A 23,067-nucleotide genomic window follows, 5' to 3' on the forward strand; every position below is an offset into this window, starting at 1 on the left:
CACGATAGGGGGCCGCACCGACAGCCACGGAGTTATCCACAGGCTCACTCCATTCTCCTGCGTGACTGCCGCTAACCTGACGCAACCATCCGGTCTCCGCCGCGGGAGCACACATGAACGTTGCCGTCGAGACTTCGGCACCCCCTGGCCCGTTCCTCGCGAAGGCGGATGGACGGCCGACGATCTGGACTCCCTTCCGGACCTTCCGCCCCGCACGCGGCTGATCGACGCGGTGCGCGAGACCAAACCCGTCAAGTACGCCCGCGTGAGATCCCCCACTGCTGGCGGGTCGAGAACGAGGACGGCCGGGCCGCTGTACACGTCTTCGAACTGGAACCGACGACCGGCGCCTGCACCGGCACCGCGGCCCGGCACCCGCCTCATGAGGGGTGCCGGGCCGCGGCATGTACAAGCAGAGCGTCAGCGCACGAAGACTCCCGCCTGGCTCGCCAGGTTCAGGAAGTACTGCGGGGCCACGCCGAGCACCAGGGTCACCGCCACGCCCAGGCCGATCGCGGCCATGGTCAGCGGGGACGGGACGGCCACCGTCGGGCCGTCCGGGCGCGGTTCGCTGAAGAACATCAGGACGATCACGCGGATGTAGAAGAACGCGGCGATCGCCGAGGAGATCACACCGATGACGACCAGCGGGGCCGCGCCGCCGGCCGCCGCCGCCTTGAACACGGCGAACTTTCCGGCGAAGCCGGAGGTCAGCGGGATGCCGGCGAAGGCGAGGAGGAAGACCGCGAAGACGGCTGCCACCAGGGGGGAGCGGCGGCCCAGCCCCGCCCACTTGGACAGGTGGGCGGCCTCGCCGCCCGCATCGCGCACCAGCGTGACCACCGCGAAGGCGCCGATCGTCACGAAGGAGTAGCCGGCCAGGTAGAAGAGGACGGACGAGACACCGTCCTTCGAGGTGGCGATGACACCCGCGAGGATGAATCCGGCGTGTGCGATCGAGGAGTACGCCAGGAGGCGCTTGATGTCGGTCTGGGTGATCGCGACGATCGCACCGCCCAGCATGGTGACGATCGCCACCGCCCACATGACCGGCCGCCAGTCCCAGCGCATGCCCGGCAGGACGACGTACAGCAGGCGCAGCAGCGCGCCGAACGCGGCCACCTTCGTCGCCGCCGCCATGAAGCCCGTCACCGGGGTCGGCGCGCCCTGGTAGACGTCGGGCGTCCACATGTGGAACGGCACCGCGCCCACCTTGAACAGCAGACCCATCACGATCATGGCACCGCCCATGAGCAGCAGGGCGTCGTTGCCCATGGTGTTGGCGAGTGCCGGGTCGACGTTGGTGACCGTGCCGTCGACGACCTGCGCGATGCGCGCGTACGACACCGAGCCCGCGTAGCCGTAGAGCAGGGCGATGCCGAACAGGGTGAACGCCGAGGCGAACGCGCCGAGCAGGAAGTACTTGACCGCGGCTTCCTGCGACATCAGCCGCTTGCGGCGGGCCAGCGCGCACAGCAGGTACAGCGGCAGGGAGAAGACCTCCAGGGCCACGAACAGCGTCAGCAGGTCGTTGGCCGAGGGGAAGACCAGCATGCCCGCGATGGCGAACAGCAACAGCGGGAAGACCTCTGTCGTGGTGAAGCCCGCCTTCACCGCCGCCTTCTCGCCGTCGCTGCCCGGCACCGCGGCGGCCTGTGCGGCGAAGGAGTCGACGCGGCTGCCGTGCGCGGCCGGGTCCAGGCGGCGCTCGGCGAAGGTGAACAGGGCGACCAGTCCGGCCAGCAGGATCGTGCCCTGGAGGAACAGGGCCGGTCCGTCGACGGCGATCGCGCCCATGGCCGCGATGTGCGCCTTGGTGGTGCCGTAGCCGTCGGCCGCGAGCCCGACCACCGCGGCGAACGCGGCGCACAGGGCGACGACGGACACGAACACCTGGGCGTAGTAACGGGACTTGCGCGGGACGAACGCCTCGATCAGCACGCCGACCAGCGCGGCACCGACGACGATCAGCGTCGGCGACAATTGTCCGTATTCGATCTTCGGCGTCGGGATCTTAGCGATCGGATCGGCCGCGGTTGTCCACAGGCTGTGGACGGCTGCTGTGCTCACTTGGCCGCCTCCACCGAGGGCTTGGGGTCGGTCTTGTGTACGTCGGACATGGTCTGTTTGACCGCCGGGTTGACGATGTCCGTGACGGGCTTCGGGTAGACGCCCAGGAAGATCAGCAGCACGATCAGCGGGGCGACCACCATCAGCTCGCGCGCGCGGAGGTCGGGCATCGCCGAGACCGCGGGCTTCACCGGGCCCGTCATCGTCCGCTGGTACAGCACGAGGGTGTAGAGCGCGGCGAGGACGATGCCGAAGGTGGCGATGACGCCGATCGCCGGGTAGCGCGTGAACGTGCCGACCAGGACGAGGAATTCGCTCACGAACGGTGCGAGGCCGGGCAGGGAGAGGGTGGCCAGGCTGCCGATCAGGAACGTGCCGGCGAGTACCGGGGCGACCTTCTGCACCCCGCCGTAGTCGGCGATGAGCCGCGAGCCGCGCCGGGAGATGAGGAACCCGGCGACCAGCATCAACGCGGCTGTGGAGATGCCGTGGTTGACCATGTAGAGCGTGGCGCCGGACTGGCCCTGGCTGGTCATCGCGAAGATGCCCATGATGATGAAGCCGAAGTGCGAGATCGACGCGTACGCCACCAGGCGCTTGATGTCCCGCTGCCCGACGGCGAGCAGTGCGCCGTAGACGATGCTGATCAGGGACAGGACGAGGATGACGGGCGTCGCCCACTTCGACGCCTCCGGGAACAGCTGGAGGCAGAAGCGGAGCATCGCGAAGGTGCCCACCTTGTCGACGACCGCGGTGATCAGGACGGCGACCGGGGCGGTGGCCTCCTGCATGGCGTTGGGCAGCCAGGTGTGCAGCGGCCACAGCGGCGCCTTCACCGCGAAGGCGAAGAAGAAGCCGAGGAACAGCCAGCGTTCGGTGCTGGTCGCCATGTGCAGCGAGCCCGTCGCGCGCGCGTGCGCGATGTCGGCGAGGCTGAAGCTCCCGGCGACGACGTAGAGGCCGATCACCGCGGCGAGCATGATCAGGCCGCCGACGAGGTTGTAGAGGAGGAACTTCACGGCCGCGTACGACCGTTGCGTCGAAGCCGCCGCCTCGCCCTGTGCGTGGGCGCGGTCGCCGAAGCCGCCGATGAGGAAGTACATCGGGATGAGCATGGCTTCGAAGAAGATGTAGAAGACGAAGACGTCGGTGGCCTCGAACGAGATGATCACCATCGCCTCGACGGCGAGGATCAGCGCGAAGAAGCCCTGTGTGGGCCGCCAGCGCCGGCTTCCCGTCTCCAGCGGGTCGGCGTCGTTCCAGCCGGCGAGGACGATGAACGGGATCAACAGGGCGGTCAGCGCGACCAGCGCCACCGCGATGCCGTCCACGCCCAGCTCGTACCGCACCCCGAAGTCCGCGATCCAGGCGTGGGACTCGGTGAGCTGGTAGCGGGCGCCGCCCGGGTCGAAGCGGACCAGGATCGTGATGGCCAGGGCGAGTGTGGCGAGCGAGACGAGCAGCGCCAGCCACTTGGCGGCGGTACGCCGCGCGGCCGGTACGGCGGCCGTGGCGACGGCTCCCACGGCCGGGAGCGCCGCCGTCGCTGTCAGCAGAGGAAAGGACATCGGTATCAGACCGCCCTCATCAGCAGGGTCGCGGCGACGATGAGTGCCGCGCCGCCGAACATCGAGACCGCGTAGGAGCGGGCGAAGCCGTTCTGGAGCCGGCGCAGCCGCCCGGACAGGCCGCCGAAGCCGGCCGCCGTGCCGTTGACGACACCGTCGACCAGGGTGTGGTCGACGTACACCAGGGAGCGCGTCAGGTGCTCGCCGCCACGGACCAGGACCACGTGGTTGAAGTCGTCCTGGAGCAGGTCGCGGCGGGCCGCGCGGGTGAGCAGCGAGCCGCGCGGGGCGACGGCCGGGACGGGCCTGCGGCCGTACTGCGCCCAGGCGATGCCGACGCCGATGACCAGGCAGACCATGGTCGCCCCGGTGACTGTCCAGGCGCTGACCGGGGAATGGCCCTCGCTGTGTCCGGTGACCGGCTCCAGCCAGTGCAGGAAGCGGTCGCCGATGCTGAAGAAGGCGCCACCGAAGACCGAGCCGACGGCGAGCACGATCATCGGGATCGTCATGACCCTCGGGGACTCGTGCGGGTGCGGCTCGTTGCCGTTCGCGTCGGGCTGCCAGCGCTTCTCGCCGAAGAACGTCATCAGCATCACGCGCGTCATGTAGAAGGCGGTGATGGCCGCGCCCAGCAGGGCCGCGCCGCCGAGGATCCAGCCCTCGGTGCCGCCCTTCGCGAAGGCCGCCTCGATGATCTTGTCCTTGGAGAAGAAGCCGGACAGGCCCGGGAAGCCGATGATGGCGAGGTAGCCGAGGCCGAAGGTGACGAAGGTGACCGGCATGTACGTCCTGAGGCCGCCGTACCTGCGCATGTCGACCTCGTCGTTCATGCCGTGCATGACCGAACCGGCGCCGAGGAACAGCCCGGCCTTGAAGAAGCCGTGCGTCACCAGGTGCATGATCGCGAAGACGTAGCCGACGGGGCCGAGGCCCGCGGCGAGGATCATGTAGCCGATCTGCGACATGGTCGAGCCGGCCAGCGCCTTCTTGATGTCGTCCTTGGCGCAACCGACGATCGCACCGAACAGGAGCGTGACCGCGCCGACGACGGTGACCGCCAGCTGCGCGTCGGGAGCGGCGTTGAAGACGGCTCCGGAGCGGACGATCAGGTACACGCCCGCGGTCACCATCGTCGCCGCGTGGATCAGGGCCGAGACCGGGGTCGGGCCCTCCATGGCGTCCCCGAGCCAGGACTGCAGCGGCACCTGGGCCGACTTGCCGCAGGCGGCGAGCAGCAGCATCAGGCCGATCGCGGTGAGCCTGCCCTGGGAGGCGTCGGTCGCGTGGCCGAGGACCGGCCCGAAGGCGAACGTCCCGTACGTCGCGAACATCAGCATGATCGCGATCGACAGGCCCATGTCGCCGACGCGGTTGACCAGGAAGGCCTTCTTCGCGGCCGTCGCGGCGCTGGGCTTGTGCTGCCAGAAACCGATCAGCAGGTACGACGCGAGACCGACGCCCTCCCAGCCGACGTACAGCAGCAGGTAGTTGTCGGCGAGGACGAGCAGCAGCATCGCCGCGAGGAACAGGTTGAGATAGCCGAAGAAGCGGCGGCGCCGCTCGTCGTGCTCCATGTACCCGACCGAGTACAGGTGGATCAGCGAGCCGACGCCCGTGATGAGCAGGACGAACGTCATCGACAGCTGGTCGAGGCGGAGGGTGGCGTCCGCCTGGAAGCCGGCCACCGGGACCCAGCTGAACAGGTGCTTGATCAGGGTGCGGTGTTCGGCGTTCCTGCCGAGCAGGTCGGCGAAGAGGATCAGGCCGAACACGAAGGAGGCGGCCGACAGGAGCGTGCCGATCCAGTGGCCGACGCGGTCCAGGCGCCGGCCGCCGGTCAGCAGGACGGCCGCTCCGAGCAGGGGCGCCGCGATGAGCAGCGCGATCAGGTTCTCCACGATTCTTCCGACCCCTTACAGCTTCATCAGGCTGGCGTCGTCGACCGAGGCCGAGTGGCGGGTACGGAACAGCGACACGATGATCGCGAGGCCCACCACGACCTCCGCGGCGGCGACGACCATCGTGAAGAACGCGATGATCTGGCCGTCGAGGTTGCCGTGCATCCGGGAGAAGGTGACGAACGCGAGGTTGCAGGCGTTCAGCATCAGCTCGATGCACATGAAGACCACGATGGCGTTGCGCCGGATCAGGACGCCGGTCGCGCCGATCGTGAACAACAGGGCCGAGAGATACAGATAGTTGACCGGGTTCACTTCGACGCCTCCTCGGACCGCTTGAACGTCGTCGGTTCGATCGCCGTACGCTCCAGGCGTTCCTGCGAACGCTGCTCCAGCGCCCGCAGGTCGCCGAGCGCCTCCGCCGAGACGTCGCGGATCTGACCGCGTTCGCGCAGCGTCTTGCTGACGGTCAGCTCGGACGGGGTGCCGTCGGGCAGCAGGCCGGCGATGTCCACGGCGTTGTGCCGGGCGTAGACACCGGGGGCGGGCAGCGGCGGGACGTGCTTGCCCTCGCGGATGCGCTGTTCGGACAGCTCGCGCTGGGTCTTGGCGCGCTCGGTGCGCTCCCGGTGCGTGAGCACCATGGCGCCGACGGCGGCCGTGATCAGCAGAGCGCCGGTGATTTCGAAGGCGAAGACGTACTTGGTGAAGATGAGGGAGGCGAGGCCCTCCACGTTGCCGTTCGCGTTCGCCCGGCCGGTGCCGTTGAACTCCTTCAGCGAGGCGTTGCCGATGCCGGCGAACAGCAGCACGCCGAAGCCGACCCCGCACGCAAGGGCCAGCCAGCGCTGACCCTTGATGGTCTCCTTCAGCGAGTCCGCGGCCGTCACGCCGACGAGCATCACCACGAACAGGAACAGCATCATGATCGCGCCGGTGTAGACGACGATCTGCACGATGCCGAGGAAGTAGGCGCCGTTGGCGAGGTAGAACACCGCCAGGACGATCATGGTCCCGGCGAGGGAGAGGGCGCTGTGCACGGACTTCTTCATGAAGACGGTGCACAGGGCGCCGATCACCGCGACGGTGGCGAGCACCCAGAACTGGAAGGCCTCGCCGGTGGAGGTGGTGTAGGCGGCGAGCTGCGCGCTCATGCGTCCACCTCCCGCTCCTGGCCCTGGCCCTGGCCCTGGTCCTGGTCCTGGTCCTGCTGCCGGTCCTCGGGGGACTCGCCCTTGGAGACGGCGACCTGCCGTACGGTGCCGGGCGCGGCCTGGGTCACCAGACCGCGGTAGTAGTCCTGTTCGTCGGTGCCCGGGAAGATCGCGTGGGGCGTGTCGACCATGCCGTCCTCAAGGCCGGCGAGCAGCTGCTCCTTGGTGTAGATGAGGTTGGCGCGGCTGGAGTCGGCCAGCTCGAACTCGTTGGTCATCGTGAGCGCGCGCGTGGGGCACGCCTCGATGCACAGGCCGCACAGGATGCAGCGGGCGTAGTTGATCTGGTAGACGCGGCCGTACCGCTCACCCGGCGAGTAGCGCTCCTCGTCGGTGTTGTCGGCGCCCTCGACGTAGATCGCGTCGGCGGGGCAGGCCCAGGCGCACAGTTCGCAGCCGACGCACTTCTCCAGGCCGTCCGGATGGCGGTTGAGCTGGTGCCGTCCGTGGAACCGCGGGGCCGTGGTCTTCTTCTGCTCGGGGTACTGCTCGGTCAGCCGCTTCTTGAACATGGCCTTGAAGGTCACGCCGAAGCCGGCCACGGGGTTCAGGAAACCGGGCTTGGTCTCCTTGGGCTCCTCAGCCATCGGACGCCTCCTTTCCATCCGAAGATCCGTCACTGACAGTGTCCGACCCGCCACTGACAATCAGCTCCCGCTCGCTGCGGGGGCGGCGCCTCGGCACCGGCGGGAGCTCCTGCCCGGGCAGCGGCGGGACCGGGAATCCGCCCGCCATCGGGTCGAACCCGGCCTCCTGCGCGGCGGGCGGCTCGGTTTCCTTCGTCTTCTCGCGGAACATGTCGGCGACGAAGGAGAGCAGCAGCAGGGCGAGGACTCCGCCGCCGACGTAGAGGGCGATGTCGGCGAAGTCGTAGTGCTCGTTGCGCAGGGCCCGTACCGTCGCCACCAGCATCAGCCAGGTCACCGAGACCGGGATGAGGACCTTCCAGCCGAGCTTCATCAACTGGTCGTAGCGCACGCGCGGGAGCGTGCCGCGCAGCCAGATGAAGAAGAACAGCAGCAACTGGACCTTGATCACGAACCAGAGCAGCGGCCACCAGCCGTGGTTGGCGCCCTGCCAGAAGGTGCTGATCGGCCAGGGGGCGCGCCAGCCGCCGAGGAAGAGCGTGGTCGACACGGCCGAGACCGTCACCATGTTCACGTACTCGGCGAGCATGAACATCGCGAACTTGATGGACGAGTACTCGGTGTTGAAGCCGCCGACCAGGTCGCCCTCGGACTCCGGCATGTCGAAGGGGGCGCGGTTGGTCTCGCCGACCATCGTGACGATGTAGAGGATGAAGGAGACCGGCAGCAGCAGGATGTACCAGCGGTCGTGCTGCTGCTCCACGATCGTGGACGTCGACATCGACCCCGAGTAGAGGAACACGGAGGCGAACGCGGCGCCCATGGCGATCTCGTAGGAGATCATCTGTGCGCAGGAGCGCAGGCCGCCGAGCAGCGGGTAGGTGGATCCGGAACTCCAGCCCGCCAGCACGATGCCGTAGATGCCGACGGAGGCGACCGCGAGGATGTAGAGCATCGCGATCGGCAGGTCGGTGAGCTGCATCGTGGTGCGGTGGCCGAAGATCGAGATCTCGTTGTCGGCCGGGCCGAAGGGGATCACCGCGATCGCCATGAAGGCCGGGATGGCCGCGACGATCGGCGCGAGGACGTAGACCACCTTGTCCGCGCGCTTGACGATGAGGTCTTCCTTGAGCATCAGCTTCACGCCGTCGGCGAGCGACTGGAGCATGCCCCAGGGGCCGTGCCGGTTGGGGCCGATGCGCAGTTGCATCCAGGCGACGACCTTGCGCTCCCAGACGATGGAGAACAGCACGGTCACCATCAGGAAGGCGAAGCAGAACACCGCCTTGACGACGACCAGCCACCAGGGGTCGCGGCCGAACATCGAGAGGTCTTCAGCGGCGAGGAACGGGCTCATGCCTCCACCTCCTTGGGGGCCTCTTCGGCGACTGCCGCCGGGCCGATGCGGACGAGGGAGCCGGGCTGTGCCCCGGTGTCGGAGGCGACGCCGGCACCGGCGGAGTTCAGCGGGAGCCAGACCACGCGGTCGGGCATCTCGGTGACCTGGAGCGGGAGTTCGGTGGTGCCGGCCGGGCCGGTGACGGCGAGGAGTTCGCCGTCCCGCACGCCCGCCTCGGCGGCCGTGGCCGCCGACACGCGCGCGCGTGCGGCGTGCCGGGTGCCGGCGAGCGCGTCGTCGCCCTGCTGGAGGACGCCCTGGTCGAGCAGCAGCCGGTGCCCGGCGAGCACGGCCTCGCCGACGGCCGGACGCGGCAGCACGCCCGAGGACTCCTGGGGCTCGGTGGCGTGCGGGCCGTCCCAGGAACCGAGCCGGTCGATCTCCGCGCGCGCGGTGCGCAGATCCGGCAGACCGAGGTGGACGTCCATGGCGTCGGCGAGCATATGGAGCACGCGCGCGTCGGTCGGCGCGAGACGGCGGGTCATCTGGTCGGGCTTGAGGGCGGCCTCGAAGAGCCGCACCCTGCCTTCCCAGTTGAGGAAGGTGCCCGCCTTCTCTGCGGCCGCGGCGACCGGCAGGACGACGTCGGCGTGCTGCGTGACCTCGCCGGGCCGCAGCTCCAGCGAGACCAGGAAGCCGACGCTGTCCAGTGCCTCACGCGCGCGTGCCGGGTCGGGCAGGTCGGCGACCTCCACGCCGGCGACGACGAGCGCGGACAGTTCGCCCGTGGCGGCGGCCTCCAGGATGTGGTGCGTGTCGCGGCCGTAGCGCAACGGGAGTTCGGCCAGCCCCCAGGCGGCGGCGACCTCCTCCCGCGCGCGCGGGTCGGTCGCCGGGCGGCCGCCCGGCAGCAGCGACGGCAGCGCGCCGACCTCGACGGCGCCGCGTTCACCGGCCCGGCGTGGGATCCACACCAGCCGGGCGCCGGTCGCGGTGGCGGCGCGGACGGCGGCGGTGAGGCCGCCCGCGACCGAGGCAAGCCGTTCGCCGACGACGATGACCGCGCCGTCGCCGCGCAAGGCCTCCGCCGCGCGCGCGCCGGGCTCCTCCAGGCCGACGCCGCTCGCGAGGGCGTCCAACCACTCGGTCTCGGTGCCCGGCGCGGCCGCCAGCAGCGTGCCGCCCGCCTTCTGGAGGCCCCGCGTCGCGTGCGTGGCCACCGCGAAGACCTGCTGCTTGTGCCTGCGCCAGGCCTTGCGCAGCCGCAGGAAGACGCCGGGCGCCTCCTCCTCGGACTCGAAGCCGACCAGCAGGACGGCGGGCGCCTTCTCCAGGGAGGTGTACGTGACGCCCGTACCGTCGAGGTCACGGCCGCGGCCGGCCACCTGGGACGCCAGGAAGTCGGCTTCCTCGCCGCTGTGCACGCGCGCGCGGAAGTCGATGTCGTTGGTGTCGAGCGCCACGCGCGCGAACTTGCTGTACGCGTAGGCGTCCTCGACGGTGAGCCGGCCGCCGATGAGGACGCCGGCCCGGGAGCGGGCTACGCTCAGCCCGCGCGCGGCCGCGTCCAGGGCCTGCGGCCAGGAGGCTGGCTCCAGGACGCCGTCGGCATTGCGGACCAGCGGGGTGTCGAGGCGGTCCTTCGCCTGCGCGTACCGGAACGCGAAGCGTCCCTTGTCGCAGATCCACTCCTCGTTGACCTCGGGGTCGTTCTCGGCGAGCCGCCGCATGACCTTGCCGCGCCGGTGGTCGGTGCGGGTGGCGCAGCCGCCGGAGCAGTGCTCGCACACCGAGGGCGAGGAGATGAGGTCGAAGGGGCGGGAGCGGAAGCGGTAGGCGGCCGAGGTCAGGGCGCCGACCGGGCAGATCTGGATGGTGTTGCCGGAGAAGTACGACTCGAACGGGTCGCCCTCGCCGGTGCCGACCTGCTGGAGTGCGCCCCGCTCCAGCAGCTCGATCATCGGGTCGCCCGCGATCTGGTTGGAGAACCGGGTGCAGCGGGCGCACAGCACGCACCGCTCGCGGTCGAGCAGCACCTGGGTGGAGATCGGTACGGGCTTCTCGTAGGTGCGCTTCTTCCCGTCGAAGCGGGACTCGGCGTTGCCGTGCGACATGGCCTGGTTCTGCAGCGGGCACTCGCCGCCCTTGTCGCAGACCGGGCAGTCCAGCGGGTGGTTGATGAGCAGCAGCTCCATCACGCCGTGCTGGGCCTTCTCGGCGACCGGCGAGGTGAGCTGGGTCTTCACCACCATGCCGTCGGTGCACGTGATGGTGCAGGACGCCATCGGCTTGCGCTGGCCCTCGATCTCGACGATGCACTGGCGGCAGGCGCCGACGGGGGCGAGGAGGGGGTGGTCGCAGAACCGGGGGATCTCGACGCCGACCTGCTCGGCGGCCCGGATGACCAGGGTGCCCTTGGGCACGCTGATCTCGATACCGTCGATCGTCAGCGTGACGAGGTCCTCCGGCGGGACCGCCGCCTGCCCCCCTCCGGTGGGGGCGCTGGTGGTCACGGTCATGCGTTCACCTCCGGGCGGTCCGCCCAGGCCGTCGACTTGGCCGGGTCGAAGGGGCAGCCCCGGCCCGTGATGTGCTGCTCGTACTCCTCGCGGAAGTACTTCAGCGAGGAGAAGATCGGGGACGCGGCGCCGTCACCGAGGGCGCAGAACGACTTGCCGTTGATGTTGTCGGCGATGTCGGCGAGCTTGTCGAGGTCGGACATGACGCCCTTGCCCGCTTCGATGTCCCGCAGCAACTGCACCAGCCAGTACGTCCCTTCGCGGCAGGGCGTGCACTTGCCGCAGGACTCGTGCGCGTAGAACTCGGTCCAGCGGGTCACCGCCCGCACCACGCAGGTCGTCTCGTCGAAGCACTGGAGCGCCTTGGTGCCGAGCATGGAACCAGCGGCGCCCACTCCTTCGTAGTCGAGAGGGACGTCGAGGTGTTCGTCGGTGAACATCGGCGTCGAGGAGCCGCCGGGCGTCCAGAACTTGAGGCGATGGCCGGGCCGCATCCCGCCGCTCATGTCGAGGAGCTGGCGGAGCGTGATGCCGAGCGGTGCCTCGTACTGGCCGGGGCTCGCGACGTGGCCGCTGAGCGAGTAGAGCGTGAAGCCCGGGGACTTCTCGCTGCCCATCGACCTGAACCAGTCTTTCCCATTTTTCAGGATGGCGGGAACCGACGCGATCGACTCGACGTTGTTCACAACAGTCGGGCAGGCATAGAGCCCTTCGACAGCAGGGAAGGGAGGACGCAGCCGCGGTTGACCACGGCGGCCTTCGAGCGAGTCCAGCAGTGCGGTCTCCTCACCGCAGATGTACGCGCCCGCGCCCGCGTGCACGGTGAGCTGGAGGTCGAGCCCGCTGCCCAGGATGTTCTCGCCGAGGTAGCCCGCCGCGCGGGCCTCGCGCACGGCCTCGTGCAACCGCCGTAGAACGGGGACGACTTCACCACGCAGATAGATGAAGGCATGCGACGACCTGATGGCGTAACACGCGATCACAATGCCCTCGATGAGGCTGTGCGGGTTCGCGAAGAGGAGCGGGATGTCCTTGCAGGTCCCTGGCTCCGACTCGTCGGCGTTGACAACTAGATAGTGCGGTTTTCCATCACCCTGCGGAATGAACTGCCACTTCATTCCGGTCGGGAACCCCGCGCCACCGCGGCCGCGCAGACCGGAGTCCTTGACGTACGCGATCAGGTCGTCCGGCGACATGGCGAGTGCCTTGCGCAGCCCCTCGTACCCCTCGTGCCTCCGGTAGACGTCCAGCGTCCAGGACCGGTCCTCGTCCCAGAAGGCCGACAGCACGGGTGCGAGCAGCTTCTCGGGGCTGGTGTCCTTGAGTTCGGCTGCCACGGTCATCACTCCCCCTCCTCTGCGTCCTGGTCGGCGGACGGCGTGTCCTGGGGTTCCTCGTGCGGACCTCCGCGCGGATGGACCACGCGCGCGGGTGCGGCCTCTCCCCTTGCCAGGCGAAGGCCCACCAGCGACGCGGGTCCCGCACTGCCGCCCTCCTCGACGGCCCCGGGCCGCTCGTCGGGGAAGCCGGCCAGCATCCGCGCGGTCTCCTTGAAGGTGCACATCCGCGCCCCGCGCGTGGGCTGCACGGGCCGCCCCGCGCGCAGGTCGTCGACCAGGCGCTTGGCGCTGCCGGGCGTCTGGTTGTCGAAGAACTCCCAGTTGACCATCACGACCGGCGCGAAGTCGCAGGCCGCGTTGCACTCGATGTGCTCCAGGGTGACCTTGCCGTCACCGGTGGTCTCGCCGTTGCCGACGCCCAGGTGCTCCTGGAGGGTCTCGAAGATCTCGTCGCCGCCCATCACCGCGCACAGCGTGTTGGTGCACACGCCGACCTGGTAGTCGCCGGACGCCTTGCGCCGGTACATGGTGTAGAAGGTGGCGACGGCGCTGACCTCGGCCGTGGTCAGGTCCAGCACGTCCGCGCAGAACCGCATTCCGGTGCGCGTGACGTGGCCCTCCTCCGACTGCACGAGGTGGAGCAGAGGCAGCAGGGCGGAGCGGGAGTCCGGGTAGCGCGCGACGATCTCGCGCGCGTCCGCCTCCAGCCGGGCCCGGACGTCGTCCGGGTACGCGGGCGCGGGCAGTTCGGGCATGCCCAGGCCGACGCCCCGCTCCGAAGAAGAGGTGGTCACCGGTCGACGCCTCCCATCACGGGGTCGATGGACGCGACGGCGACGATCACGTCGGCGACCTGGCCGCCTTCGCACATCGCCGCCATGGCCTGCAGGTTGGTGAAGGACGGGTCGCGGAAGTGGACCCGGTAGGGGCGGGTGCCGCCGTCGGAGACGGCGTGCACGCCGAGTTCGCCCTTGGGGGACTCGACGGCCGCGTAGGCCTGTCCCGGCGGGACGCGGAAGCCCTCGGTGACGAGCTTGAAGTGGTGGATCAGGGCCTCCATGGAGGTGCCCATGATCTTCTTGATGTGGTCGAGGGAGTTGCCGAGTCCGTCCGGTCCCAGGGCGAGCTGGGCGGGCCAGGCGATCTTCTTGTCAGCGACCATGACCGGTCCGGGCTGGAGCCGGTCCAGGCACTGCTCGACGATCCCGAGCGACTGGCGCATCTCCTCCAGGCGGACCAGGAAGCGGCCGTAGGCGTCGCAGGTGTCGGCGGTCGGGATCTCGAAGTCGTACGTCTCGTAGCCGCAGTACGGCTGGGCCTTGCGCAGGTCGTGCGGCAGGCCCGCGGAGCGCAGGATCGGGCCGGTGGCGCCGAGGGCCATGCAGCCGGCCAGGTCGAGGTAGCCGATGTCCTGCATGCGGGCCTTGAAGATGGGGTTCCCGGTGGCGAGCTTGTCGTACTCCGGGAGGTTCTTCTTCATCTTCTTCACGAACGCGCGGATCTGGTCCACCGCGCCGGGCGGCAGGTCCTGGGCGAGTCCGCCGGGCCGGATGTACGCGTGGTTCATGCGCAGGCCCGTGATGAGCTCGTAGAGGTCGAGAATCATTTCACGATCGCGGAATCCGTAGATCATGATCGTGGTGGCGCCCAGCTCCATGCCGCCGGTGGCGATGCACACCAGGTGGGAGGAGAGCCGGTTCAGCTCCATCAGGAGCACCCGGATGATCTTGGCGCGCTCGGTGATCTCGTCCTCGATGCCGAGGAGTTTCTCGACGGCGAGACAGTAGGCGGTCTCGTTGAAGAAGGACGTGAGGTAGTCCATGCGCGTGACGAAGGTGGTGCCCTGCGTCCACGTGCGGAATTCGAGGTTCTTCTCGATGCCGGTGTGCAGATAGCCGATGCCGCAGCGGGCCTCGGTGACGGTCTCGCCCTCGATCTCCAGGATCAGGCGAAGCACTCCATGGGTGGACGGGTGCTGCGGACCCATGTTGACGACGATGCGTTCGTCGTCGGCGCGGGTCGCGGACTGGACGATCTCGTCCCAGTCGCCACCGGTGACCGTATATACGGTGCCCTCGGTGGTCTCGCGCGCCGATGCGGCGTCGGCCGCGGATGCTGACTGCGTGCTCACGAGTACGACCTCCGCTGGTCCGGAGCCGGGATCTGGGCGCCCTTGTACTCGACGGGGATGCCGCCGAGGGGGTAGTCCTTGCGCTGCGGGTGGCCCTGCCAGTCGTCCGGCATCATGATCCGCGTCAGGGCCGGGTGACCGTCGAAGACGATCCCGAAGAAGTCATAGGTCTCGCGCTCGTGCCAGTCGTTCGTCGGATAGACGGGGACCAGGGACGGGATGCGCGGGTCGCTGTCGGGAGCGCTGACTTCGAGGCGGATCAGCCGGTTGTGGGTGATCGAGCGCAGGTGGTAGACGGCGTGCAGCTCGCGGCCCTTGTCGTTCGGGTAGTGGACGCCGCTGACGCCGGTGCACAGCTCGAAGCGCAGGGCCGGGTCGTCACGCAGGGTGCGGGCGACACGGACCAGGTGCTCGCGTTCGATGTGGAAGGTCAGCTCGGCGCGGTCGACGACCGTCTTCTCGATGGCGTTCTCCGGGAGGAGTCCCTGTTCCTCCAGGGCGCCTTCGAGTTCGTCGGCGACCTCGTCGAACCAGCCGCCGTAGGGCCTGCTCGCGGGACCCGGGAGGCGGACCGAGCGGACCAGTCCGCCGTAGCCGGAGGTGTCGCCGCCGTTGTTGGCGCCGAACATGCCGCGCTGGACGCGGATCTCCTCGCCGCCCTGGCCGCGCTGGCCGGGGAGGTTGGAGGCGGACAGGTCCTTCTCCGGGTTGACGCCGTTCGCGGATCCGTTCGCGCCGCCCGTGCCGTTGCCGTTCGCGTCGCTCACCGCAGCAGCCCCTTCATCTCGATCGTGGGCAGGGCCTTGAGCGCCGCCTCCTCCGCCTCGCGGGCGGCTTCCTCGGCGTTCACGCCGAGCTTGGAGGTCTGGATCTTCTGATGGAGCTTGAGGATCGCGTCCATCAGCATCTCGGGGCGGGGCGGGCAGCCCGGCAGGTAGATGTCGACCGGGACGATGTGGTCGACGCCCTGGACGATCGCGTAGTTGTTGAACATGCCGCCCGAGGAGGCGCAGACGCCCATGGAGATCACCCACTTGGGGTTGGGCATCTGGTCGTAGACCTGCCGGAGCACCGGCGCCATCTTCTGGCTGACCCGGCCGGCGACGATCATCAGGTCGGCCTGGCGCGGCGAGCCGCGGAAGACCTCCATGCCGAAGCGCGCCAGGTCGTAACGGCCGGCGCCGGTCGTCATCATCTCGATGGCGCAGCACGCGAGGCCGAAGGTGGCCGGGAAGACGGACGCCTTGCGCACCCAGCCCGCGGCTTGCTCGACGGTGGTGAGCAGGAAACCGCTCGGCAGCTTTTCTTCGAGTCCCATGTCGTTAAAGGCCCCTCAGTCCCATTCCAGGCCGCCGCGCCGCCATACGTACGCGTACGCGACGAAGACGGTGAGCACGAAGAGCAGCATCTCCACGAGCCCGAAGATCCCCAGGGCGTCGAAGGTGACGGCCCAGGGGTAGAGGAAGACGATCTCGATGTCGAAGACGATGAAGAGCATCGCCGTCAGGTAGTACTTGATGGGGAAGCGCCCGCCGCCGGCCGGCGTGGGGGTCGGCTCGATACCGCATTCATAGGCCTCGAGCTTCGCGCGGTTGTACCGCTTCGGCCCGATCAGCGTGGCCATGACCACGGAGAAGATCGCAAAGCCTGCCCCGAGGGCTCCCAGTACGAGGATGGGCGCATACGCGTTCACCGCTCCTCGCTCCTCTCAGTCGGCGCTGACTGCTGGCGGTTCACAGGGCCCACACCCGCCTCACCGGTCCCACGCGCCCCGCTCGTCCCGGGCGAAGATCGAGAACATGTGAAGCAGGTCACAAGCCCAACTGCCTCGCATCTTATGCCCGCCGCTCTGTGATCTGCGACACGGGGTATTCCACAAGCTTTGTGATCTCCACCACCTGACGAAGGATCATGAAGTCGGATGATGGGTGATCTTCATACGCGAAGCGTTCAGTTGATCACCAGAAGTGACATTCCGGCTTGTCGTCGCAGGCCGGAGGGGGCGTCTCAATATCAAGAGACTTCGCTTGCATGCAAATTGGTGCTGGACGCGACTGCCTGCTAGAGAGCCGCGTTCACACATCAGGGGGAGCGCGGAGCGCGATGTGGACGCGTGCACGCGTTCACGAGCTCCGCGCACACGGGACGCCACCCTTCCGGTAACCGTTCCGTGACCTCCGCCACATCGATGAGAGGGTCATGAGAACCGGGGTTGGCCAACCATCCCAACCGGTGGTAGGTGCGGGGCAATTCGGACGTAATGATCAAAGACCGTGATCAAGGGCTTGATCGCCAACGTCCGCTATGTCCGTTACGGCGTCAATAAAGAGCGACACACCCGAGATTCAGGGTCTCGATTGAGCAACTGTGGCGCAGCACACGTTTCTTGAAGATATGAAGGAGCCCCTGGTACCCGTTGTCCTCATGTCCCACACCGCTCACATACGCAGCCACCGGAAGCCCCGCCGCAGCGCGTCGACCTTCGCGATGCGGGCCGGAGTTGCCGGTGGCGTCCTCGGCACTCTGGCAGTCGCCGGGGCGTCCGGCTCGGCGAACGCGGCCGAGCCGGTGACGCAGACCCTCGAACTGCCCACCCTGACGGCCGACCTGGCCGCCCAGGCCGCCCAGTCCGCGGACGCCACGCAGCAGGCCGCCGCGAACTACCAGCTCCAGGCGGAGCGCGACGCGGCCGCCGCGAATGCCGCGAAGCAGGCCAAGGCGGACCTCGCCGAGGCCCAGCAGAAGGCCGCGGCGGCCAAGAAGAAGGCCGAGGAGCAGGCCCGCATCGAGGCCGCCGCCCGTGCCTCGCGCAACGCGGAGCGCACCACGCTCTCCGCCTCGTCGAGCACCGGCACCTCCTCCACCGACACCGGCTCCGCGACCGGTTCGGCCGCCACGGTCATCGCCTTCGTGAAGGCGCAGATCGGCAAGTCCTACGTCCTGGGCGCCTCCGGCCCGAGCGCCTACGACTGCTCCGGCCTGGTGCAGTCCGCCTTCAAGCAGATCGGCGTCGACCTGCCGCGCGTCTCCCAGGACCAGTCGACCCAGGGCACTCAGGTCTCGCTGAGCAACCTCCAGCCGGGCGACATCCTCTACTGGGGCGGCGCGGGCAGCGCGTACCACGTGGCGGTGTACGTCGGCGACGGTATGTTCGTCGGCGCGCAGAACCCGTCCACCGGCATCGTCGAAAGGCCGCTGTCGTACGACCCGCCGACCGGCGCCGTGCGGGTGCTCTGAGGGCACCGGCACCACTCAACGCGCGTAGGGCCGCAGCCGCTCGGGGGCAGCGGCCCTTGCGCCGTACCTGCGTGCGGGCCGGTCCTTCCTGACATGCTCGGTCCGGGCCGTCGTACGGCGGTCCGGTCACGAGCGAAGGAGACCGCGCGATGCCACGCGTGTTCGTACAGGGAAGTCCCGTCGACTACTACCCGCGCCACGCCCCCGAGTCCGGGCGTGGGACGGTGCGCCGGGTCACCGAGGTCGGCGAGGAGGTCCTGCACAAGCCGTGCCGGGACGTCACGGAGTTCGGGCCCGACCTCGCCGCGCTCATCGACGACATGTTCCTCACCATGTACGTCGCCGAGGGAGCCGGCCTCGCGGCCAATCAAGTGGGCGTCGATCTGCGTCTGTTCGTGTACGACTGCCCCGACGACGATGGTGTCCGACATGTCGGGCACATCGTCAATCCCGTGCTGGAGTCCGCCCCGGCCGGGCGTCGGCTGATCGACGAGGGCGAGGGCTGTCTGTCGGTGCCGGGCGCCGTGATGGCCGTACCGCGGCCGGAGCGCGCCGTCGTGCGCGGGCAGGACAGGGACGGCCGTCCGCTCGTCATCGAGGGCACGGGATATTTCGCCCGCTGTCTGGCCCACGAGACCGACCACACCCACGGGCACGTCTACCTGGACCGGCTCTCCACACGCGAGAAGAAGAACGCGCTGCGGCAGATGGCGGACCGGCGGGACGAGGTCTTCGCCCGCCGGGCCGCCCGCACCGGGGAACTGAGCCGGCCCTAGGGGGTGCTCACGCCTTCGGGGCCACCCGGCTCAGGCCGTTGATCACGCGGTCCATCGCGTCGCCGCCCGTGGGGTCGGTGAGGTTCGCGAGGAGCTTGAGGGTGAACTTCATCAGCATCGGGTGTGTGAGGCCGCGCTGGGTGGCGATCTGCATGACCTTCGGGTTGCCGATGAGCTTCACGAAGGCGCGGCCGAGCGTGTAGTAGCCGCCGTAGGTGTCCTTGAGGACGCGCGGGTACCGCTGGAGGGCGATCTCGCGCTGGGCGGGCGTGGCCCGCGCGTGGGCCTGGACGACGACGTCGGCGGCGATCTGGCCGGACTCCATGGCGTAGGCGATGCCCTCGCCGTTGAAGGGGTTCACCAGGCCGCCGGCGTCACCGACGAGCAGCAGCCCGCGCGTGTAGTGCGGCTGGCGGTTGAAGGCCATGGGCAGGGCGGCGCCGCGGATCGGGCCGGTCATGTTCTCGGGGGTGTAGCCCCAGTCCTCGGGCATGGAGGCGCACCAGGCCTTGAGGACCTCGCGCCAGTCCAGTTCCTTGAAGGAGGCGGAGGTGTTCAGCACACCGAGGCCCACGTTCGACGTGCCGTCGCCCATGCCGAAGATCCAGCCGTAGCCGGGCAGCAGGCGGTCCTCGGCGCCGCGGCGGTCCCACAGTTCCAGCCAGGACTCCAGGTAGTCGTCGTCGTGGCGGGGCGAGGTGAAGTAGGTGCGCACGGCGACCCCCATCGGGCGGTCCTCGCGGCGGTGCAGGCCCATCGCGAGGGACAGCCGGGTGGAGTTGCCGTCGGCGGCGACGACCAGCGGCGCGTGGAAGGTGACCTCGCGCTTCTCCTCGCCGACCTTGGCGGTCACACCGGTGATGCGGCCCGTGCGGTCGTCGATGACCGGGGCGCCCACGTTGCAGCGCTCGTACAGCCGCGCCCCCGCCTTCTGCGCGTTGCGGGCGAGCTGCTCGTCGAAGTCGTCGCGCTTGCGGACGAGTCCGTAGTTCGGGTAGGCGGCGAGATCCGGCCAGTCCAGCTGGAGGCGGGAGCCGCCCCCGATGATGCGCAGGCCCTTGTTGCGCAGCCAGCCGGCCTCCTCGGAGATGTCGATGCCCATGGCGACGAGCTGCTTCACCGCGCGCGGGGTGAGGCCGTCGCCGCACACCTTCTCGCGCGGGAACGCGGTCTTCTCCAGGAGCAGGACGTCGAGACCGGCCTTTGCAAGGTGGTAGGCGGTCGTGGAGCCGGCCGGCCCCGCGCCGACGACGATCACGTCGGCGGTGTTCTCGGAGAGGGGCTCCTTCACGACGGTCACGGCGGGATCTCCCCAAGTTCGAAATCTGCGTGCCGACCGGCACTGGACATGGGCAGTCTATTCAGCAGAATTGATCACCCGGATGAAGGGCTGCCCTGTGAACCGACCCCTCCCCGCGGTACGACTGCGCGTCCCTACGCACGAGGACGCCGTCGCCTGGCACCGGCTCTTCGGAGATCCCGAGGTCATGGAGTTCTACGGCGGCAGGCCGGCGGCCCTCTCCGTCTACGAGGAACTCACCGCGCGCCAGCGGCGGCACGACGCGGAGCTCGGCTTCTGCCTGTGGACGATGCTGGACGGGACCGGCGAGGTCATCGGGTTCACCGGCGCCCAGCCCTGGCGGCCCGCCTGGGGTCCGGTCGGCGAGACGGAGATCGGCTGGCGGCTCGGTCGCACGCACTGGGGCAAGGGGTACGTCACGGCGGCCGCGCGCGAGACGCTGGAGCGGGTGCGGGCGGCCGGGGTGAAGGAGGTCGTGGCGATGGTCCGGCCCGGCAACGAGCGGTCGATCGCGGTGACCCGGCGGCTCGGCATGCGGCCGGCGGAGACCTATCCGCACCCGACCCTGGGCGAGCGGGCCCTCTGCTTCCGGCTCGCCCTCGACTCCCCCGTCGCTCCCGTCGTCAAGGGCGACAAGGGCGACAACGGCGACCGCCTCAATAACGCAGAGTAGTCATCTGTTACAGAAAGACACCGGATCCTTCCGGCCGGGAGGCGCGGGAGTTACCCTTCCAGTACCGCTGGGGGTGACATCTGTGCGCATAACACCCAAAACACCCGAAGTGCGTGTGCCACGGCTGGTCGGACTGATGGCCGTGGACGCGCGCGAAACGGCCCGGGCGCGGGGCCTGTTCCTCAACGCGCCGGACCGCCCGGACTTCCACCACACCGTTGTCGACTACGTCGTACGCCAGTATCCGCCGCCCGGCGCCGAGGTGCCGCCGGACTCAATGGTGTACGTGTGGTTCGACTTCGGGGAAGGCGAGGGCGGCGGAGGCGTGCGCGAACCGCGTATCCCGCGCCCGCCGAGCGGCGGGATGCAACGCGAACTCGGCGAGCCCGGCGACGCCTTCGAGATGATCAACCGGTGAGACACCGACGGGGGTTCAGCTCTCCTTGAAGCCCCGGTGCAGCGCGACCACACCGCCGGTGAGGTTGCGCCACGCCACCTTCGTCCAGCCCGCCTTGCGCAGCCGTTCGGCGAGGGCGGGCTGGTCGGGCCAGGCACGGATGGACTCGGCGAGGTAGACGTAGGCGTCCGGGTTCGAGGAGACCGCGCGCGCGACCGGCGGCAGCGCCCGCATCAGGTACTCGGTGTAGACGGTGCGGAAGGGCGCCCAGGTCGGCGTCGAGAACTCGCAGATCACCACGCGGCCGCCGGGGCGGGTCACCCGGTGCATCTCCCGCAGGGCCGCGTCGAAGTCTTGGACGTTGCGCAGTCCGAAGGAGATCGTCACGGCGTCGAAGGTGTCGTCCCTGAACGGCAGTCGCGTCGCGTCCCCGGCCGTGAACGGCAGCCAGGTGTGCTTCCGCTTGCCGACCCGGAGCATCCCGACCGAGAAGTCGCAGGGGACGACGTACGCGCCCGTCCGCGCGAAGGGCAGCGAGGAGGTGGCCGTACCGGCCGCGAGGTCGAGGATCTTCTGCGCGGGGCGCGCGTCGACCGCCTTCGACACCTCCTTGCGCCAGCGCCGGTCCTGGCCGAGCGACAGCACGTCGTTGGTCAGGTCGTACCGTTCCGCCACGTCGTCGAACATCGAGGCGACTTCGTGCGGCTGCTTGTTCAGGGAGGCGCGGGTCACCCGCCCATTGTTGCAGCCCGGCCTCCGGGGACGAGGGCGGGCTTCCTGACGCATCAGCGGCAGCCCGAACCGCAGGTACGTGCGCAGGTACCAGAGTCCGGCCGTGGACGGCTGGGCCCGGTCAGCGGCCCCGGTACACCAGCCGGCCGCCCAGCACGGTCGCCACGCAGGTCACCGCGCCGCGCTCGCTCAGGGCCGGCTCGTCGGGGACGTCGAACACGGCGAGGTCGGCCCGGCCGCCGACGGTCAGGGGGCCGTGGACCGTGCCGGCGAGGTCGTACCCCTCGGCGAACGGGTCGAGGTCGGGACACTCGCCCAGCAGCATGCCGGGGGCGCCCTGGACACCCACGACCGTCAGCCCGGACCGGGCGACGGCCGTGGCCACCAGCGGATCGCCGAAGCGTGCACCCGGGGACGCGACCGCCGTCGTGCCGTACCGCAGCATCCGCTGCACACCCCGCCGGACACTGCCCGACCAGCGGCTCTCGGCGAGGTCGCCCAGTGCGGCCAACCGCTCGCCCCACAACGGCAGTTCGCCCAGCTCGTCGGCTTCGCGCGGGTCGGGATGGTAGCAGCGGCGCAGCAGCCACAGCGGGTGCCACTGGCGCAGCCCCGGGGTGAGCACGCCCGGCCAGCGCCGTACCCGCGCGCCCGGAGCCGCGGCGACGGCCTCCTCGTACGGCCCGACGGCCGTGATCCGGTCGCCGTCCACCACCACGGCCCCGTCCTCGACGGGTGCCGCGCCCACCGGCAGGACCAGCGGGGCGGCGTGGATCGTCAGCACGGCGGCGTCAGTTGGACGTCAGCAGCTTCAGCTCGGGGTGGGCCGTGCCGCCCTCGATGGCCGTGGACGAGATGTGCGAGACGACGCGGTCGTCGACGGGGTCGTTGGCCGGGTCGTCGTGCACGACCAGGTGCTCGTACGTCGTCGCGCGCTGCGCCGGGACGCGGCCCGCCTTGCGGATCAGGTCGATGATCTCCAGCCGGTTCGAGCGGTGCTTGGCACCGGCCGAGGAGACCACGTTCTCCTCCAGCATGATCGAGCCGAGGTCGTCGGCGCCGTAGTGGAGCGACAGCTGGCCGACTTCCTTGCCGGTGGTGAGCCAGGAGCCCTGGATGTGCTGGACGTTGTCGAGGAAGAGGCGGGCGATGGCGATCATCCGCAGGTACTCGAAGAGGGTGGCCTGCGTGCGGCCCTTGAGGTGGTTGTTCTCGGGCTGGTAGGTGTACGGGATGAAGGCGCGGAAGCCGCCCGTGCGGTCCTGGACGTCGCGGATCATCCG

At 69.5% G+C, this 23,067-nt stretch carries 21 protein-coding genes and 2 pseudogenes; 5 read left to right on the forward strand and 18 right to left on the reverse strand.

All coding sequences use genetic code 11. The annotated features are described in order from the left end of the window. Positions 1 to 113: 113 nt before the first annotated feature. Positions 114 to 375 (forward strand): annotated as a pseudogene (locus tag ACFC8N_RS37390) (hypothetical protein); the annotation flags it as partial. 45 nt (positions 376 to 420) lie between these two features. Here the strand turns inward: ACFC8N_RS37390 and nuoN are convergent. Genes nuoN through ACFC8N_RS37460 form a run of 14 tightly spaced genes read right to left on the reverse strand, consistent with a single transcriptional unit; the run spans position 421 to position 16,362 of the window. Next, positions 421 to 2,070: an NADH-quinone oxidoreductase subunit NuoN gene (nuoN, locus tag ACFC8N_RS37395; RefSeq protein ID WP_376293491.1), complete on the reverse strand. Its 1,650-nt coding sequence runs from the start codon at positions 2,068 to 2,070 to the stop codon at positions 421 to 423. After that, a complete protein-coding gene (locus ACFC8N_RS37400; RefSeq protein WP_356027565.1) occupies positions 2,067 to 3,638 on the reverse strand; it encodes an NADH-quinone oxidoreductase subunit M in 1,572 nt (523 codons plus the stop codon). The genes nuoN and ACFC8N_RS37400 overlap by 4 nt, the downstream gene beginning before the upstream one ends. 5 nt (positions 3,639 to 3,643) lie before the next feature. Continuing rightward, positions 3,644 to 5,539 carry an NADH-quinone oxidoreductase subunit L gene (nuoL, locus tag ACFC8N_RS37405; protein ID WP_376293493.1) on the reverse strand — a complete coding sequence of 632 codons (1,896 nt, stop codon included), beginning with the start codon at positions 5,537 to 5,539 and terminating at the stop codon, positions 3,644 to 3,646. Between the two features lie 15 nt (positions 5,540 to 5,554). Continuing rightward, a complete protein-coding gene (gene nuoK / locus ACFC8N_RS37410) occupies positions 5,555 to 5,854 on the reverse strand; it encodes an NADH-quinone oxidoreductase subunit NuoK (protein ID WP_071384283.1) in 300 nt (99 codons plus the stop codon). Further along, positions 5,851 to 6,693 carry an NADH-quinone oxidoreductase subunit J gene (locus ACFC8N_RS37415; protein WP_356027570.1) on the reverse strand — a complete coding sequence of 281 codons (843 nt, stop codon included), beginning with the start codon at positions 6,691 to 6,693 and terminating at the stop codon, positions 5,851 to 5,853. Before ACFC8N_RS37415 ends, nuoK begins: the two co-directional genes overlap by 4 nt. Next, a complete protein-coding gene (gene nuoI, locus ACFC8N_RS37420; protein ID WP_376293496.1) occupies positions 6,690 to 7,340 on the reverse strand; it encodes an NADH-quinone oxidoreductase subunit NuoI in 651 nt (216 codons plus the stop codon). Before nuoI ends, ACFC8N_RS37415 begins: the two co-directional genes overlap by 4 nt. Continuing rightward, positions 7,333 to 8,697, reverse strand: a complete 1,365-nt coding sequence (gene nuoH, locus ACFC8N_RS37425) for an NADH-quinone oxidoreductase subunit NuoH (protein WP_356027575.1) — start codon at positions 8,695 to 8,697, stop codon at positions 7,333 to 7,335. Before nuoH ends, nuoI begins: the two co-directional genes overlap by 8 nt. Further along, entirely contained in the window at positions 8,694 to 11,198 is a 2,505-nt protein-coding gene (locus ACFC8N_RS37430; RefSeq protein WP_376293497.1) for an NADH-quinone oxidoreductase subunit G, read from the reverse strand. Before ACFC8N_RS37430 ends, nuoH begins: the two co-directional genes overlap by 4 nt. Continuing rightward, entirely contained in the window at positions 11,195 to 12,544 is a 1,350-nt protein-coding gene (gene nuoF / locus ACFC8N_RS37435; protein ID WP_356027579.1) for an NADH-quinone oxidoreductase subunit NuoF, read from the reverse strand. The genes ACFC8N_RS37430 and nuoF overlap by 4 nt, the downstream gene beginning before the upstream one ends. Continuing rightward, positions 12,541 to 13,332 carry an NADH-quinone oxidoreductase subunit NuoE gene (gene nuoE, locus ACFC8N_RS37440; RefSeq protein ID WP_356027582.1) on the reverse strand — a complete coding sequence of 264 codons (792 nt, stop codon included), beginning with the start codon at positions 13,330 to 13,332 and terminating at the stop codon, positions 12,541 to 12,543. The genes nuoF and nuoE overlap by 4 nt, the downstream gene beginning before the upstream one ends. Then, complete coding sequence (locus ACFC8N_RS37445) at positions 13,329 to 14,669, reverse strand: NADH-quinone oxidoreductase subunit D (protein ID WP_356027584.1); 1,341 nt, start codon at positions 14,667 to 14,669, stop codon at positions 13,329 to 13,331. Before ACFC8N_RS37445 ends, nuoE begins: the two co-directional genes overlap by 4 nt. Beyond that, the gene (locus ACFC8N_RS37450) at positions 14,666 to 15,436 is read right to left on the reverse strand and encodes an NADH-quinone oxidoreductase subunit C (protein WP_356027587.1); all 771 of its coding nucleotides are present in this window, start codon (positions 15,434 to 15,436) and stop codon (positions 14,666 to 14,668) included. The genes ACFC8N_RS37445 and ACFC8N_RS37450 overlap by 4 nt, the downstream gene beginning before the upstream one ends. Then, positions 15,433 to 15,987, reverse strand: coding sequence for an NADH-quinone oxidoreductase subunit B family protein (locus tag ACFC8N_RS37455; RefSeq protein ID WP_003998928.1), 555 nt, complete (start codon positions 15,985 to 15,987; stop codon positions 15,433 to 15,435). Before ACFC8N_RS37455 ends, ACFC8N_RS37450 begins: the two co-directional genes overlap by 4 nt. Before the next feature lie 15 nt (positions 15,988 to 16,002). Beyond that, the gene (locus tag ACFC8N_RS37460; RefSeq protein ID WP_003992243.1) at positions 16,003 to 16,362 is read right to left on the reverse strand and encodes an NADH-quinone oxidoreductase subunit A; all 360 of its coding nucleotides are present in this window, start codon (positions 16,360 to 16,362) and stop codon (positions 16,003 to 16,005) included. Positions 16,363 to 17,093: 731 nt separating this feature from the next. On the opposite strand from ACFC8N_RS37460, the gene ACFC8N_RS37465 reads away from it, so the two are divergent. Both ACFC8N_RS37465 and def read left to right on the forward strand, forming a co-directional pair. After that, positions 17,094 to 17,906 (forward strand): C40 family peptidase, encoded by an 813-nt coding sequence (locus ACFC8N_RS37465; RefSeq protein ID WP_356027590.1) that lies wholly within the window; start codon positions 17,094 to 17,096, stop codon positions 17,904 to 17,906. 149 nt (positions 17,907 to 18,055) lie between these two features. Next, entirely contained in the window at positions 18,056 to 18,682 is a 627-nt protein-coding gene (def, locus tag ACFC8N_RS37470; protein ID WP_356027593.1) for a peptide deformylase, read from the forward strand. 7 nt (positions 18,683 to 18,689) lie between these two features. Here def and ACFC8N_RS37475 read toward each other — a convergent pair whose 3' ends face one another. Next, positions 18,690 to 19,982 (reverse strand): geranylgeranyl reductase family protein, encoded by a 1,293-nt coding sequence (locus ACFC8N_RS37475; RefSeq protein WP_376293502.1) that lies wholly within the window; start codon positions 19,980 to 19,982, stop codon positions 18,690 to 18,692. Between the two features lie 97 nt (positions 19,983 to 20,079). Between ACFC8N_RS37475 and ACFC8N_RS37480 the strand changes: the two genes are divergently transcribed. Continuing rightward, the gene (locus ACFC8N_RS37480; RefSeq protein ID WP_376293505.1) at positions 20,080 to 20,655 is read left to right on the forward strand and encodes a GNAT family N-acetyltransferase; all 576 of its coding nucleotides are present in this window, start codon (positions 20,080 to 20,082) and stop codon (positions 20,653 to 20,655) included. A gap of 109 nt (positions 20,656 to 20,764) precedes the next feature. Then, positions 20,765 to 21,073, forward strand: a complete 309-nt coding sequence (locus ACFC8N_RS37485) for a PASTA domain-containing protein (protein WP_356027600.1) — start codon at positions 20,765 to 20,767, stop codon at positions 21,071 to 21,073. 15 nt (positions 21,074 to 21,088) lie between these two features. On the opposite strand, the gene ACFC8N_RS37490 is transcribed toward ACFC8N_RS37485, so the two are convergent. The 3 genes and pseudogenes from ACFC8N_RS37490 to ACFC8N_RS37500 all read right to left on the reverse strand — a co-directional run. Beyond that, the gene (locus tag ACFC8N_RS37490) at positions 21,089 to 21,784 is read right to left on the reverse strand and encodes a demethylmenaquinone methyltransferase (RefSeq protein WP_356027602.1); all 696 of its coding nucleotides are present in this window, start codon (positions 21,782 to 21,784) and stop codon (positions 21,089 to 21,091) included. Positions 21,785 to 21,905: 121 nt separating this feature from the next. Then, on the reverse strand, positions 21,906 to 22,568 hold the full coding sequence (locus tag ACFC8N_RS37495) for a hypothetical protein (protein ID WP_376293508.1): 663 nt from the start codon (positions 22,566 to 22,568) through the stop codon (positions 21,906 to 21,908). A 7-nt stretch (positions 22,569 to 22,575) separates the two neighbouring features. Further along, positions 22,576 to 23,067, reverse strand: a pseudogene (locus tag ACFC8N_RS37500) (dehypoxanthine futalosine cyclase); the annotation flags it as partial.

This window comes from Streptomyces sp. NPDC055966 (assembly GCF_042269865.1).
GTDB lineage: Bacteria > Actinomycetota > Actinomycetes > Streptomycetales > Streptomycetaceae > Streptomyces.